Consider the following 14,436-nt stretch of genomic DNA (forward strand, 5'->3'; position numbering starts at 1 on the left):
ACCAACGAACAGATGGACGACAGCTCGACCCCCGTGGCCGACTCCGACGACCCCGATGGACACGGTGCCGACTCGTCGAAAGAGCCCGTCGACTCCGTGGACCCGTTGGCAGCGAGGCCATCCGACGGGCCCTCCGTCCTGTCGCTCGGCGAGGCCGACCAGAGATGGTCGCCCGGAGACGACGACGGCACCGCCGAATGCCCGGTTCCGTGGGCGCAGTACGGTGCGGAGACGCCGGCGATCGCGAGCGGCCAGGTCCCGTCGGCGACGGACGCGTCGGTCGACGATGAGCGCTTCCAGCTCAGCCGTGAGCTGAGCGAACTCGCGTTTCAGCGACGCGTGCTCCACGAGGCCGAGGACGACCGAAACCCGGTCCTCCACCGGCTTCGGTTCCTCGGAATCACGACGAAGAACATGGACGAGTTCTTCATGAAACGCGTCGGCGGCCTGAAACAGCAGCTCGCCGCAGGCGTCACGGAGACCACGCCCGACGGACGCACGCCGCGTGAGCAGTGGGAGGCGGTTCTCGAACACGCCCGCGAGATATTCGAGCGGCAGTCGCGGTGTTTCGCGGAGTCGGTCGAGCCGGCGCTGCGCGAGGCCGGCATCGAGATAGAGTCGTGGGGGGACCTGACGTCCCGCGAGCGCGACCGGCTGTCGGAGCACTTCGAGCGGCAGGTGATGCCGACGCTGACGCCGCTGACGTTCGACCCTGCCCACCCGTTCCCCTTCATTTCGAACCTCTCGCTGTCGGTCGCCGTGTTGACCCGCGACGACGACGGTGAAGAACGGTTCTCGCGGATCAAGGTGCCGCAGAACCGGCCGCGGCTCGTCCCCGTCGATGCGGTCTGCGCGAACCCCGGTGGAACGCAGACGGCCGAAGCGGCGGCGTCGACGGACACGGAGACGAACCGATTCCTCCCACTGGAGCGGCTCATCGAGGCGAACCTCGACGACCTGTTTCCGGACACCGAAGTGTGTCACTCCTCGACGTTCCGGGTGACCCGGAACGCCGAGGTGCGCCGAAACGAGGAGGTCGCCGAGGGCCTCATCGAGATGATCGAGGACGTGCTCCGCCAGCGGCGCTTCGCGACGGTCGTCCGGCTGGAGATTGCCGACGACATGCCGGCGGAGGTGCGCGACCTGCTCGTGGAACACCTCGACGTGAGCGAGCGAGAGGTGTTCGTGCGACCGGAACCGCTCGCGCTCGATGGGTTCGACGCCGTCGTCGATCTCGACCGGTCTGACCAGAAACTGGAGCCGTGGACGCCGCAGCGACACCCGCGGTTCGAGGGGATCGACGCCGACCGCCCCGACGACCTGTTCGCGGAGCTGCGCCGCGACGACGTACTCCTCCACCATCCGTACCACTCGTTCAGCGGCACCGTGCAGACGTTCCTCGACGCGGCCGCTCACGACCCGGACGTGCTCGCGATCAAGGCGGCAATCTACCGCACCGCGCCGGACTCGAAGGTAATCGGGAGCCTGATCGACGCCGCGAAGAACGGCAAGCAGGTCGCGGTGATGGTGGAGCTGAAGGCGCGCTTCGATGAGGAGAACAACCTCCGGTGGGTGAAGCGGCTCGAGGAGGAGGGGATTCACGTCGCCTACGGCACCATCGGGCTGAAGACGCACTCGAAGGTCGCACTCGTCGTCCGGGAGGAGGACGGCGACGTGGCGACGTACTCGCACGTCGGTACCGGGAACTACCACTCCGAGACGGCGAAAGGCTACGTCGATCTCGGGCTGGTCACCGCCGACGAGGCCATCGGCGGCGACCTGGTGAACCTGTTTAACTCCTTTACGACTCACGCCCGCAACCGCGAGTACGACCGGCTGCTCGTCGCGCCGGAGAACCTCCGCTCGCGGGTCACCGAACTGATCAGCAACGAAGCGACGGTCGCCCGCGCCGGCGGCGACGCCCGAATCGTCGCGAAGATGAACGCGCTCGAAGACCCCGAAATCGTCCGTGAACTGTACCGGGCCGCCCGTGCTGGCGTCGAAATCGATTTGCTGGTGCGCGGGATCTGTCGGCTTCGCCCCGGAGTCGAGGGGCTGTCCGAGAGCGTCCGCGTGCACAGCGTCGTCGGGCGATTCCTCGAACACTCCCGCATCTACTACTTCGCCAACGGCGAGAACGAGCAGGGCGGCGAGCGTGACGCGGCGTACTTCGTCGGGTCGGCAGACTGGATGACGCGAAACCTCGACCGGCGGGTCGAAGCGGTCGCGCCCGTCGACGACCCGGCGATCCGCGCGGAACTGGAGACCGTGTTGGCGTCCATGCTGACCGACAACCGTCGGCGGTGGCTGATGCGCTCGGACGGGAGCTACGTCCAGCTCGAACCGGTCGAGGACGGCCCGACGCTCGACACCCACGAGCGGCTCGCCGAACGGGCCCGGGAGTCTGCGCCGGACCCCGACGGCCGGCCGTCCCGCGGCGAACCGGGACGCGACCCGGAGGTCGACCTCGAGGAAGTGTACACTGACAGCGGCGAATCGTAGCCCGGTCGGCGCCGTCGCTTCCGCGGGCTTTTTGCCTCGACCGGCGGACGCTCCGGTATGGCAAAACAGCCGCATCTCCTCGTCGAGGAGGGCGACGTCCACGACATCGCGCTCATCCCGGGGAACCCCGACCGCGTCGACCGCATCGCCGACCAGTGCGACGACGCGGAACTGGTCTCGGAGAACCGCGAGTACCGCATCGTCAACGCCGAGTACGAGGGCTGTGAACTCACCATCTGTTCGACCGGAATCGGCTGCCCGTCGGCCGCCATCGCCGTCGAGGAGCTGCACACCGTCGGCGTCGACACCGTCATCCGCGTCGGCACCTGCGGCGCGCTCCAGACCGACATCGAGATCGGCGACATGGTGGTCGCGACCGGCGCCGCCAAGGAAGAGGGGACGTCGAAGCGGTACGAGTCGGAGACGTATCCGGCCGTCCCGGACTACGAGACCCTGACGGCGCTCGTCGACTCGGCGGAGGCGCGCGACGAGACCGTGCAGGTCGGCCCTATCGTCTCCGACGACGCCTTCTACAACGAGTCGGACGCGTACGTCGAAGACTGGGAGGAGGCCGAGCTGCTCGCCATCGAGATGGAGGCGGCGGCCGTGTTCTCGCTGGCGCGGCGCCGCGGCATGCGCGCCGGCGCCATCTGCACCGCCGACGGAAACCTCGTCGAGGGCACCCAGAAGGGCGCCGACTCCGACGAGGAGCTCCCGGAGAAGGCGAAGAACAACGTCGGCCGCGCCATCTCCATCGCGCTCGACACCGTCACCCGGCTGTAGCACCGACCCACCGCCATGTTCGACCGGCTCGTCGACGCCCTCACCGACGCCGCCCGGCGGCTCCGCCGAGTCGAGCGGCGCGAACTCGCCGCGTTCGCCCGCTGGGTCGAGAACACCGACAACCTCGTTCACCTGTCGGTGCTGCTGTTCGTGCCGCTGCTGATCGCGGTCGTCACGGAGCTGTCGAACGTGGTTCAGCGGTTCTCGTTCCTGCTGTTCCCGCCGCTCGCCTCCGGCACCTACACGCTGTTCGCGAACCCGGAGGGCGAGTACTCGGAGCCGGTCCGGTTCGTCGCGGGGCTCACCGCCGGCGCGGCCTGCGGCTGGGCGGCGCTCCGCATCGAGGCGCTCCTGTTCGACGGCGGCGGCGAGGTGCTGGTGACGCCGACGGCGGCCGCGTTCTCCATCCTGCTGGCCGGCGTCGTCACCTGGGGGTTCGGCGTCGAGGAGCCGTCGGCGTTCTCGTCGGCGCTGCTGGTGCTCGCGGCGCCCGAACGGCCGGCGCTGTACGTCGGCTTCATCTTCGCCGGCAGCGTCATCGTCGCCGCCGCGTTCGCGGTGTGGCGCCGGCAGTTCTACCAGCAGCGCGCCGAACTGCTGTACGGCACGATGCGCGCGGACGACCACGTCCTGGTCCCGGTCCGCGGCGACGACCCGCGGCGGACCGCGCTGTTCGGCGCGCGGCTCGCCGCCGCACACGAGGCGGGAAAGGTGGTGCTGCTCGACGTCGTCAGCGACGAACGGGTCGCCGAGGCGGAACACTCCGCGCTCGGCAGCCCGACGCCGATAGCGCCCGACGATGGCGGCTTCTCCGACATCGACGACCCGGAAGTCGAGTCCGCGGCGGTCGAAGCGGCCGAGCGGCTCGACCGGCTCGCGTCGACGATTCGGACCCGGGTCGGCATCCCGTGCGAGACGGTCGTGACGTCGGGCGACCCGCTGCAGTCCGTCCGAGAGACGGTGACGGCGACGAACTGCGACCTCGTGGTGACCCAGTACGAGGAGGACCGCGGGCTGCTCTCGGAGTTCGTCAGGAGCGTGTTCAGGTTCCCGGTCGACGCCGTGGCGTTCAGGCCGTCCACGGACCGCGAGCGGTGGCGTCGCGTGCTCGTCCCGGTTGCCCGCCCCGGCGACTCGGCGCACGCCATGGTCGACTTCGCGACGAGGCTCGCCGGGCGAAGCGGCAGCGTCTCGGTGTGCACCTGCATCGACCGCGAGGTTGAGCGCCGGCGCGCCGAAGAACGGCTCGCGGACGTCGTCGAGACGGTCGACGGCCCCGTCGAGACCAGGGTCGCGCGCTCTGACGTCCTCCAGTTCATCGAGGCGAACGCCGACGCGTACGACCTCGTGATGCTCGGCTCCTCCCGGGACCGGTCGCCGGCGTCCCGGGTCCTCTCGCCGCCGACGTTCGAGAAGGTCCGCGACCTCGACTGCGACGTCGCCGTCGTCGACCGCGCCGACGTCGGCCGGTTCGGCCGCGACCGAATCGGCGGGAACTGACGGCGCGGCCCCGGGCGAGGCGGCAGCGACGGTTCGTTTGGGTTAGCCGACATTTTGATGGTGGTCGCCGCCGAACCAACAGGCATGGAGGGACTGCCACGCGACGACCGGCGCCGCACGGACCTGGACGACGTGGCGACAGCGCGGACGCTGCGCGACGTCCTCCACGAACTTCCGGTCGACGCGGTCGTCCCGGGCGGCTGGCGCGTCGGCGTCGAGGTGGTGCAGTTCGGCGACGCCCTGCCGGCCGACGCAGTCACGCTCCGCCACGAGGAGTACGGCCGCGACCTGCTCGTCACGCCGGCCGGCGCGGCCGGCGAGCAGGCGCTCGTCGTGTACGAACGCGACCGGACAGCCGGCGACCGCGTCGCCGTCGCCGCAGTCCCGAACGCGGACTCCGACCGAGCGGTCCTCCGGGACGCGCTCGCCGCCGCGGCGCGCCACGCCGACAGAATCGCCGGCGGCGACCCCGACGAGCGGGCCGTCGACGGCGACGGAGCCGTGACGGTTCAGGCGGGCGACAGAGACGGCGACGACTCACGGCTCACGTTCTACTGACCGGCGTCCGCGGCGTCGGCGGACCCTCCCTCGGAGTCCGGCTCTGATTCGGCCGCGGCGACGCGGGCGTCGTCGTCCTCTTTCCACTCGCCGAGCTCCTTCGGGTCGACGTGGACGAACACGTCGTCGACGGCCGGGATGTCCCGGATGCGCTGGACGACGGACGATTCGATGTCGTGCGCCTCGAACAGCGACAGGTCGCCCTCGACTTCGATGTGGAGGCTGACGTCGACCTCGGGGCCGACGTAGTGAGCGACGACGTCGTGGGCGCCGCGCACCTGCGGGTGTTCGAGCGCGCGCGTGAGGATGTCCTCGCGGAGCTCGGGCGGCGGTGCGGCGCCGACGAGGTAGGCGACGTTGTCCCGGACGATTTCGTAGCCGGTGTAGAGGATGCCGAGCGAGACGACGCCGGCGGCGAGCGGGTCGAGAATCGGGTAGCCGGCGGCCGACCCGACCACGCCGACGATGGCGGCGGCCGCGGTCAGCGTGTCGTTGCGGTTATCGAGCGCGGTCGCGACCAGCGCCGGCGACTCCCGGCGCTCGCCGACGCGGCGGCAGTACCGGTACAGCAGGAGTTTCACGGCGCCCGCGGCGACGAGGACGCCGACGGCGAGCGGGCTGTTGACCGGCGTCGTGGTTCCGCCGCGGAGCGCGGCCTGCGTCGCCGTGTACAGGACGCCGGCGCCGGCGGCGAACACGCCGACCGCGACGAACAGCGACACGAACGGCTCGATGCGTTCGTGGCCGTGCGGATGCTCGAAGTCCGGCGGCTGCGTCGTCAGGTACAGCCCCGCGAGGACGACGAACGAGTACGCCGTGTCCGCGAACGAGTTCACCGCCTCCGAGCCGAGCGCGAGGCTCCCCGTCGCGGACCAGACGGCGGCCTTCGCGAGCGCGAGCAGGACGTTCGCGACGAGCAGGACGAGCCCGACGCGTCGCACCGCAGTCTTCCGATTCATGGGAGCGTCAGCGGCAGCGCGCGGAGGCGGCGCCGAGCCGAATCACGCGTCGGCTCGGTCGGGCAGCGAGCGGAGTTGTGCGGGCGGCTCAGGCCGCGTCGGCGTCGCCGAGCGCGTCGCTGAGCTCGCGGGCGGCCGGGATGAGCACCCAGAACGTGAGCGCCCCCAGGATGGCGGTCCAGAAGAACACGTAGTTGAGGAAGATGCCGATCGCGTCGAACACCGTCGCCGGCTCTGGCGGCGCCGCGATGAGCTGGTGGGAGCTCTCGAACGACTCCGTCCGGTACCATCCCGCGAGCACCATCCACGCGAGTCCGCCCCCCGTGAACAGGCCGAGACCCTTGATGAACTCGTCAGCCATTATTCGACTGTTCGTCGGTGTCTTCTTGAGCGTTTCCCATTCCCCCCGCCCGGAACCGCGAGCCGAGCACGTACACGGCGGCGCCGAACAGAATCGACGCGAGGCCGAACACGGCGAAGACGCCCGAGAGGACGCCGCTCGGCGGCTGCACGCCGAGCCAGCCGAGCGCGGCCACCACGAGGTTCCGGACCGTCGACACCTGCAGCGTCGCCGCGTCGAGCAGCACGAACCCCGCGACGACGCAGGCGACGGCGACCAGCGTGGCGTACGTCGTCACGCGCTTGTACAGCGCCAGCGGAACGACGACCTCGCGGCTCCTGCCGTCGCCGCCGCGAACCGACGGAGCCGCCACGTCGCCGGGTGATTCCTCCGACTGTTCGTCGGCCGCCTCCGTCAACGCCGCGGACTCGGCCGCGTCGGCGTCGCCCGCGCCGCCCGCGCGTGCCGCGTCGTCACCGGTCCCGTCGCTCATACCGGCACTCGGGGCCGCTGCTACAACTGTCCTGCGGACCGACGCCACCGGACCTGCCGGTGCTGGCTCGGTGGCGGCGAGGAAGCGCGCCGCTCGCGACGGGAAGCACGTGGAAACTGAAAACAGCAGGTCGTCGGCGCAGTCGAAGAGTCCGCGGGCGCTACTTCGGCGGCCGGAGCCGGTAGTACCGACGGTTGAGGTCGTACATGTAGCCCTCGCGCATCGTCTTCAGCACCGCGTACGCGACGCAGCCGGCGATCGGCGGCACGAGGAACGTCAGGTCGAACAGCAGGTGGACGTTCATCGGCATCAGGTTCTTGACGGACAGCATCGAGATGGTGAGCGCGAACGTGACGCCGGTGATTCCGACGGCGGCCCAGAACGGCTGCTCGACGGGGCGGCGCGCGCTCCCCTTGTTCACGAACGGGACGATGGCGATGAAGCTCACCACGACGACGTTCGCGAGGACGCCGTACGTCCGGTCCGCCATCAGCTTCTTCCCGCCGAGGATGGCGAGTTCGGGGTTGAGCGGGCCGAGCTTCAGCAGGCCGAACGACCAGTAGAGGTACCAGTCGGGCAGGATGATCGACGGCGTCACGTTCGGGTTCGCCGGGTCGGCGATGTGCGGCGGCATCGTCGACGCCAAAAACAGGATCATGCCGACGAAGAAGCTCGTCAGCGCGAGGTTCCGCACGATCTCGTGCGGCCACGTCGGGAACGCCAGCACGTCCCGCTCCACGTAGTCGGATTCCCGCCGCAGGTCCTCGTCTTCGCGGCGCGCCCGCTCGAAGTACTCGTACGTCAGCCGGGACAGCCCCTGTGAACGCTCCTTCCGCTCGCGCCACGTCGGAGTCTCGTCGTCCGGCGCCACGATACCCGTTCCGCCGTCCGTTTTCGCTTCCGTGGAAGTGTCGTTGTCAGTCATGGTATCAGTGCGGCTCCGCGATGCCCTGCACCCAGACGATGCCGATGTGGATGGCGATGAGCGTCGTCACCACGAACGGCAGCAGGAACACGTGCAGGATGTACATTCGCATCAGTGTCGCCTGGCTCAGCGAGTAGCCGCCGAACAGGAGCTGTGCGACCCACTCGCCGATGAGCGGGATGGACAGCGCCATCTCGACGCCGATCTGGCCGGCCCAGTAGCTCAGCTGGTCCCACGGCAGCAGGTAGCCGGTGTACCCGAACACCATGGTCAGCGAGATGAGCACGATGCCGAGCAGCCAGTTCAGTTCGCGCGGCTCCTTGTACGCGCCCGTGAAGTAGACGCGCAGCATGTGCAAGAACACGGCTGCGGTCATCACCTGCGCGGACCACCGGTGGATGCTGCGGAGCATGAACCCGAACTGGAGGTCCTGCATGATGAACGCGATCTGGCTGTACGCCAGCGACGCCTCGCCGGCGCCGCCTGCGCCGACCGCCGGCGTGTAGTAGAATCCGAGTAGCGTCCCGGAGACGGCGGCGACGAGGTACGCGAGCGTCGAGAAGAACCCGAGCGAGTACAGCGGGTACCAGTACCAGAACTTGTTGTCCAGGTCGTACTGTTCGGTGTGCGACTTCGGCATCTGGAGGTTGACCCGGTAGTACATCGTTTCGAGCAGCTCCAGGTAGTCGACGATGCGAAGCCGCTTGTCGAGCCAGATGAGCGCCGTGAGGAACGTCGTCTCGACCGGCGAGAGGTCTTTGCTCTCCAGCCAGCGTTTGTGGTCGTGGTCGTCTTTTTGTTCGAGACTCATTGTATCACCGCTTGTAGTACGGGTAGATGGCGCGTTTCACTTGCTCCCAGGGGCTGGCCTCTACCTCCGTGCCGTCGACGTCCTCGCCGCGGACGTACAGGTCCTCCCACTTCCGGCGCCGCTTCTTGACGATGGTGACGTCCGGCAGGAACTCCTTGCGGTACAGGAGCAGGATGAACGAGAGGTCGATGAACACGACCGCGAGCATCCCGCCGAGGAACATGTTCCCGTCGGGAGACAGCCCCCAGCCGGAGACGAGGCCGTAGGTGAACAGGAACACGAAGATGATTTCGATCGCGGTGAGCAGCACGATGGCGAGCGTCGCCGCCGTGCTCTCACGCGCCGGTTCGTACCGGTGGATGTCGCCGTAGGTGGAGCCACTACTCGACATGTTATCTCCCCGTCCCCGTGTGTGGTGATTCGCCGTATTTCAGCACGTAGAAGCTGAACACGAGCGTGACTATCATCCCGAGAATCGTGGCCGCGCCGACCCAGTGCGCCTGAATCGGGACGCCCAGTTCGTGGAGTTCTTTCGGGCCGCCGCCGCCGGTCGCGACGGTCGGGACGCCGGAGCCGACGGCGATGCCGCCGACCATCCCCATCGCCCGGTGCGGGTCGCAGTAGTACTTGTAGATGCCGCCGGTGTCGAAGGTGATGCTGAACGAGAACCCCTCGCTCTCCAGGGGTTCGTGTCCGGACACCGACGCGTCGGACGGCTGGGATTCGAACAGCACGTTGTGACCGCCGGAGACCCATTCGAACGTGACGGTGGTTCCCGTGTCGATCCAGACGCCGGTCGGGAGGAACGCCAGTCCGTTGGCTCCGCCGACCTCGATGGTCACTTCTGAGGAGCCACGGAGGTCCTTGTACGTCCCTCCTTTGGCGCCGTCCAGCCAGCCGCCGAAGTCCGGCTTCTGGCCGCCCCCACCTTCCTGGGCGGCGGCGGTGCCGGCCGTCGCGGAGGCGCCTGCCCCCAGGGCGGCCGTCGCCCCCCCGGCCTGTCGCATAAAGTCCCGCCTCTTCATCGGTGTTCACACGTCGGGATTCGCTGCGCATAAAGCCACCGACCTCGCCTCGGTGCCGTACCGCCGTTTCTTCCCCCGCTACCGGCCGTTTTCGGCGTCAGCGCCACCCGGGCCGTCCGGGTTTTCCGACCCGGCTTCGGCGCCGCTGTCGGCGTCCGCCCGCGCGTCCGCGAGCGCCTCGGAGACGACCTGCTCGAACGCCGCGAACTGCTCGCCGCCGTCGTCAGTGATGCCAGCGGCCCGCAGGCGGTCGCGGTACTCCTCGGCGCGGAACCGGTCTGAGAGCCGCGCGTTCGCGACGACGGCGAACAGGAACACGCCGATGAGGACGAAGAAGGCCGCCGCCACCGGGATGAACACGTTCGCTCTGCCGCCCGGCGGCGACGGGAACAGGTCGGTGAACAGCCACACCACGCCGATGCCGAGCCCGACGAGGACCTGTGAGCCGGCGACGAGCTGCATCATCAGGTTCCCGAACTCGCCGGTACCGCCCTCGACCTCGTCGGGCGTCGGGAGCTCGTACGCCTCCGGCGGCTCCGCGACGTCGTACGACTCCATCGAGCAGAGCGCCACCGTCGGCTTCACGTCGCGCAGCACCGTCCCTTCGCCCTCCACGCTGCCGTCGTCGTACACCACCGCCCACCCCTCGTCGCTGTAGGCGACGACCGACGGCGGGTCCCGGCGCCGGTCGAGAACGGCGAACACTTCCCTGCTCGCGATGCGGTTCTGGAGGTCCTTCTCGACGCGGTCCAGCAGGTCCACGCCCGTAATCCAGCTGTCCGGGTCGAACGCCGCCTCCCACTCCTCTCCGGTCATCTCCCGCATGTCCGCCGGGCCGAAGTTGTCGAAGTCGTACTTCTCTTCGACCTCGGCGCGGAGCGCGTCGAGCTCCGGGTCGTCCGCCGTGGCCGGGTCGGCCGGCGCGCGGTCCGCCGGCGCGGCACCGTCGTCCCCTTCGGCGTCGTCGGCGGACGCGGACGTGTCCGTCATCGCCACGACGTAGCCATCCGACGGGTAAACGCCTTCCGACCGGGGCTCACGCGCGACCGTCTGTGCGTCGGACGCGGGTCGGTGGGCTTACCCTCGACGGGTCCGAACCGTCGCCGATGGTCGAACCGCGGACGCTCGGGACGGTGGCGGCCCTGCTGGTGACCGCGAGCTTTCCGTTCTACGTCTACGGCGCGTGGCTGATGATCGACCGCGAGCAGGAGAACGTGACGTGGGACCTGCTCGTCCACCACCTGTCGTACATCGTCCCGGGGCTCGTGCTCACCACGGTGCCGGTCGTGACGTGGATGGCGCCGCGGCTGCTCACGCAGGTCAGCGGGCTCGCGATGGTCCACGCGTTCCTCGGCCTGCAGGCGTACGCGCTGCTCGTGTTCGGGCTGACCGGCATCGTTCGCATCGTCCAGGTGAAGCGCGCCGCGGACCTGTACGACTCCGACGTCGACGCCGCCGAGGTCGACCTGAACGACCTGCACGAGAACATGGGCGCGTGGCGCGGCCGGCTCCGCATCGGCGTGTTCGGCTACACCGCCGTCTGGATACTCGCCTACCTCGTCGGGCTGTACCGGTACTACCTGCTGTACGTCGCCTGACGGAACCGCGGCGTCCGGTCTCCCGTCACTGCTCGGTCACCACTGTTCGCCGCTGGCGAGGTCGACGTCGCTGTCGCCGCGTTCGGACGGGCAGATGTCCGCGAGTTCGCAGTCGTCGCAGTCGGGGTTGCGCGCCGTGCAGACCTCGCGGCCGTGGCTGATGAGCAGGTGCGTGAACATCCGCCAGTCGTCCTCGGGGACGACGTCCACGAGGTCCTGCTCGATTTTGTTCGGCTGCTCCTCCTCGGTGAGGCCGAGGCGACGCGAGAGCCGCTGGACGTGCGTGTCCACGACGATACCTTCGTTGATGTCGTGCGCGTGCTGCAACACGACGTTCGCGGTCTTCCGGCCGACGCCCGGCAGGTCGGTCAGCGCGGACATCGTGTCCGGCACCTCGCCGTCGTGCTCTTCGACGAGCGTCTCGCCGATGCCTTTCAGGTAGCCGGCCTTGCTGTTGTGGTAGGTGATGCCGTAGATGTCGTCGGCGAGCTCCTCCTCGTCGGCGGTGGCGTAGTCCGCGGCGGACCGGTACTTCTCGAACAGCTCCTCGGTCGTCTCGTTCACGCGCTCGTCGGTGCACTGCGCCGACAGCACGACCGCGACGAGCAGCTCCAGTTTGGTCTCGAACTCCAGCGAGATGTCGGTGTCCGGGTACTCGTCGTACAGCCGGTCGAGCACCTCGACAGCCTGCGCTTCGCGCGAGTCGAGCATCGTTCCCATGCGTCGACAGTCCGGTCGGCAGCGCTTCAACAGTTCGGATGTCCGCCGGGACGCGAGGCCACGGCGACGCGGCGACGCGGCGCAACGGTTTTGTCCCGGCCGGCGAACGACCCGGTATGCCCGAGATTCACGCGTCGTTCCGCGCCGCGGCCGCGACCGCGGCCGGCTACGCCGTCATCCTCGCCGTGATGACGGTGCTGCTGTTCGCCGTCCCGTTCGCCCTGTTCAGCCTGTGAGTCTGTCGCACAGCCAGTACAGCGGCCGACCGGCCGGTGAGCCTGCGGTAGCGACGCAGGTAGTCCGCGTCGCGTGCTGCGGCTCGACGGTTCGGTTTCAGTAAAAGCGGGTCGGCGCGGTCGGCGGCCGGTGCGGCCGAACGCGGTGCCGGTGGCGTTACGCGAACGCGAGCGAGTCGTCGCCGGCGTCGGTCTCGCTGCTCTCGGTGATTTTCTGCCAGGCGCCGCGGAAGTCCGCCATCGTGATTTCGGTGCGGTCCTCGCGGATGGCGAACATGCCGGCCTCGGTGCAGATTGCCTTCACGTCCGCGCCGGAGGCGTCGTCGGCCATCGCGGCGAGCTCCGCGAAGTCGACGTCGTCGGCGACGTTCATGTCGCGCGTGTGGATCTGGAAGATGAGTTCGCGGCCGGCGGCGTCGGGCTTCGGCACCTCGATGAGCCGGTCGAACCGGCCGGGGCGCAGGATTGCCGGGTCGAGCATGTCGAACCGGTTCGTCGCCGCGATGATGCGGACCTCGCCGCGTTCGTCGAAGCCGTCCATCTCCGAGAGCAGCTGCATCATGGTGCGCTGCACCTCGGCGTCGCCGGACGTCTTCGAGTCCGTGCGCTTGGAGGCGATGGCGTCGATCTCGTCGATGAACAGGACGGCGGGCTCGTTCTCGCGGGCGACCTCGAACAGGTCGCGGACGAGCTTCGCGCCCTCGCCGATGAACTTGTGGACGAGTTCCGAGCCGGCCATCTTGATGAACGTCGCGTCCGTCTCGTTCGCGACGGCCTTCGCCAGCATCGTCTTCCCGGTGCCCGGCGGCCCGTGCAGCAGCACGCCGCTCGGCGGCTGAATCCCGACGTCGGAGAACATCTCGGGGTTCTCCATCGGGAGTTCGACGGTTTCGCGCACCTCGTTCATCTGCTCGTCCAGCCCGCCGATGTCCTCGTAGGTGACGTCCGGCGAGTGGTCGACCTGCATGACGCGGGCGCGGACGTCCGTCTCCTTCTCCAGTTTCTTCACGACGGAGAGGGAGTTGTTGACGGCGACGCGGTCGTCCGGCTCCAGGTCGTCGCGCATCCCGTCGGTGACTTCGGTCAGCGCCTCCTGGTTGTTGCCGTGCTGTTTGATCACGACGCCGTCGTCGGTGAGCTCTTGCACCGTGGCGACGAACAGCGGCGACTGCTTGAGCTTCTTGTTCTCGTGGGTGAGCCGCTCCAGCTTCTGCTGGTACTTGTTGTTCTCCGCGTTCGCGTCCAGGAGCTTGTCGCGCATCTCCTCGTTCTGGGATTCGAGGACGTCGAGGCGCTCCTGCAGTGCCTCGATTTTCTCCTGCTGCGACGCCGAGTCCTCTTCGTAGGGCATGTCGACGTCGTCAACGGTGTCGGTCATCGGCGGTTCTAAGGCGGACGTCGATAAGAGGCTTCGGGTGGCGGACCCCCCGTTCGGCGCCGACGGAAGGATTACCAAAGGTAATTATTTGGGATAGTAAGTATTATCACCCGGTATGCGTTGTGTTGATGTACGCATGAGCACATCCGACGTTGACTCCGCCGGGAGCGGCGACGTATCGGCCGACGGCTGGGACGCCGTTCAGGAGCTTCCGCCGAGCGCGAAACTGGTCGCGAAGGTGCTGGAGTACGAAGACACGCTGACCCAGAGCCAGCTCGCCGAGGAGACGCTGCTGCCGCCGCGGACCGTCCGCTACGCGCTGTCGCGGCTCGAAGAGGTGGGCGCCGTCGACTCCCGGTTCTCCTTCTCCGACGCCCGGAAGCGGCTCTACACGCTCGCCATCTGACCGCCTCGCCACCCGGCGACTTCGCCATCCGACCGCCGCTGGCCAACGCGCGCTATCCTCGCAGGTCTGGTTCAGAATCTGACTCCGAGTCCGATTCAGCCTCCGGTTCTAGTTCCGGTTCGGCGACGCTGGCACAGCCGCGCGAACTGGTCAGTGAGACGGGTCGAGTCGGAACCACTAAGCGCGAACGCGACCCACCAGA

16 protein-coding genes are annotated in these 14,436 nt (G+C 68.7%); 6 read left to right on the forward strand and 10 right to left on the reverse strand.

Annotated features, from left to right (window positions below):
- The first annotated feature begins 12 nt into the window (after positions 1-12).
- The 4 genes from ppk1 to ACQUS7_RS02085 all read left to right on the forward strand — a co-directional run bounded on the left by ppk1 (position 13) and on the right by ACQUS7_RS02085 (position 5,343).
- On the forward strand, positions 13-2,502 hold the full coding sequence (gene ppk1, locus ACQUS7_RS02070; RefSeq protein ID WP_435144151.1) for a polyphosphate kinase 1: 2,490 nt from the start codon (positions 13-15) through the stop codon (positions 2,500-2,502).
- A 57-nt stretch (positions 2,503-2,559) separates the two neighbouring features.
- Complete coding sequence (locus tag ACQUS7_RS02075) at positions 2,560-3,285, forward strand: nucleoside phosphorylase (RefSeq protein ID WP_435144153.1); 726 nt, start codon at positions 2,560-2,562, stop codon at positions 3,283-3,285.
- A gap of 15 nt (positions 3,286-3,300) precedes the next feature.
- The gene (locus ACQUS7_RS02080; RefSeq protein ID WP_435144155.1) at positions 3,301-4,785 is read left to right on the forward strand and encodes an HPP family protein; all 1,485 of its coding nucleotides are present in this window, start codon (positions 3,301-3,303) and stop codon (positions 4,783-4,785) included.
- A gap of 84 nt (positions 4,786-4,869) precedes the next feature.
- Positions 4,870-5,343 carry a hypothetical protein gene (locus tag ACQUS7_RS02085; RefSeq protein ID WP_435128197.1) on the forward strand — a complete coding sequence of 158 codons (474 nt, stop codon included), beginning with the start codon at positions 4,870-4,872 and terminating at the stop codon, positions 5,341-5,343.
- Here the strand turns inward: ACQUS7_RS02085 and ACQUS7_RS02090 are convergent.
- The 8 genes from ACQUS7_RS02090 to ACQUS7_RS02125 all read right to left on the reverse strand — a co-directional run bounded on the left by ACQUS7_RS02090 (position 5,337) and on the right by ACQUS7_RS02125 (position 10,886).
- Positions 5,337-6,302 carry a cation diffusion facilitator family transporter gene (locus ACQUS7_RS02090; protein WP_435144157.1) on the reverse strand — a complete coding sequence of 322 codons (966 nt, stop codon included), beginning with the start codon at positions 6,300-6,302 and terminating at the stop codon, positions 5,337-5,339. The genes ACQUS7_RS02085 and ACQUS7_RS02090 overlap by 7 nt on opposite strands.
- An 88-nt stretch (positions 6,303-6,390) precedes the next feature.
- The gene (locus ACQUS7_RS02095; protein WP_435128194.1) at positions 6,391-6,663 is read right to left on the reverse strand and encodes a DUF7314 family protein; all 273 of its coding nucleotides are present in this window, start codon (positions 6,661-6,663) and stop codon (positions 6,391-6,393) included.
- Positions 6,656-7,135, reverse strand: a complete 480-nt coding sequence (locus tag ACQUS7_RS02100) for a DUF7315 family membrane protein (RefSeq protein ID WP_435144160.1) — start codon at positions 7,133-7,135, stop codon at positions 6,656-6,658. Before ACQUS7_RS02100 ends, ACQUS7_RS02095 begins: the two co-directional genes overlap by 8 nt.
- A 160-nt stretch (positions 7,136-7,295) precedes the next feature.
- On the reverse strand, positions 7,296-8,060 hold the full coding sequence (locus ACQUS7_RS02105) for a cytochrome bc complex cytochrome b subunit (protein WP_435144163.1): 765 nt from the start codon (positions 8,058-8,060) through the stop codon (positions 7,296-7,298).
- Between the two features lie 4 nt (positions 8,061-8,064).
- Entirely contained in the window at positions 8,065-8,871 is an 807-nt protein-coding gene (locus ACQUS7_RS02110; RefSeq protein ID WP_435128136.1) for a cytochrome b, read from the reverse strand.
- Positions 8,872-8,875: 4 nt separating this feature from the next.
- The gene (locus tag ACQUS7_RS02115; protein ID WP_435128134.1) at positions 8,876-9,262 is read right to left on the reverse strand and encodes a DUF7318 family protein; all 387 of its coding nucleotides are present in this window, start codon (positions 9,260-9,262) and stop codon (positions 8,876-8,878) included.
- Position 9,263: 1 nt separating this feature from the next.
- Positions 9,264-9,896 carry a plastocyanin/azurin family copper-binding protein gene (locus tag ACQUS7_RS02120; RefSeq protein ID WP_435128133.1) on the reverse strand — a complete coding sequence of 211 codons (633 nt, stop codon included), beginning with the start codon at positions 9,894-9,896 and terminating at the stop codon, positions 9,264-9,266.
- Positions 9,897-9,974: 78 nt separating this feature from the next.
- Positions 9,975-10,886 (reverse strand): DUF7319 domain-containing protein, encoded by a 912-nt coding sequence (locus tag ACQUS7_RS02125; protein ID WP_435144167.1) that lies wholly within the window; start codon positions 10,884-10,886, stop codon positions 9,975-9,977.
- Between the two features lie 116 nt (positions 10,887-11,002).
- On the opposite strand from ACQUS7_RS02125, the gene ACQUS7_RS02130 reads away from it, so the two are divergent.
- On the forward strand, positions 11,003-11,494 hold the full coding sequence (locus tag ACQUS7_RS02130) for a DUF7321 family protein (protein ID WP_435128130.1): 492 nt from the start codon (positions 11,003-11,005) through the stop codon (positions 11,492-11,494).
- A 36-nt stretch (positions 11,495-11,530) separates the two neighbouring features.
- Here ACQUS7_RS02130 and nth read toward each other — a convergent pair whose 3' ends face one another.
- Entirely contained in the window at positions 11,531-12,214 is a 684-nt protein-coding gene (gene nth / locus ACQUS7_RS02135; protein WP_435144170.1) for an endonuclease III, read from the reverse strand.
- A 393-nt stretch (positions 12,215-12,607) separates the two neighbouring features.
- Positions 12,608-13,828 (reverse strand): proteasome-activating nucleotidase Pan1, encoded by a 1,221-nt coding sequence (gene pan1, locus ACQUS7_RS02140; protein ID WP_435144173.1) that lies wholly within the window; start codon positions 13,826-13,828, stop codon positions 12,608-12,610.
- Positions 13,829-13,964: 136 nt separating this feature from the next.
- Between pan1 and ACQUS7_RS02145 the strand changes: the two genes are divergently transcribed.
- Complete coding sequence (locus ACQUS7_RS02145; protein WP_435128124.1) at positions 13,965-14,234, forward strand: MarR family transcriptional regulator; 270 nt, start codon at positions 13,965-13,967, stop codon at positions 14,232-14,234.
- Positions 14,235-14,436: the final 202 nt, after the last annotated feature.

Source organism: Halobaculum sp. P14 (assembly GCF_051195155.1).
Taxonomy (GTDB): domain Archaea; phylum Halobacteriota; class Halobacteria; order Halobacteriales; family Haloferacaceae; genus JBNTKA01.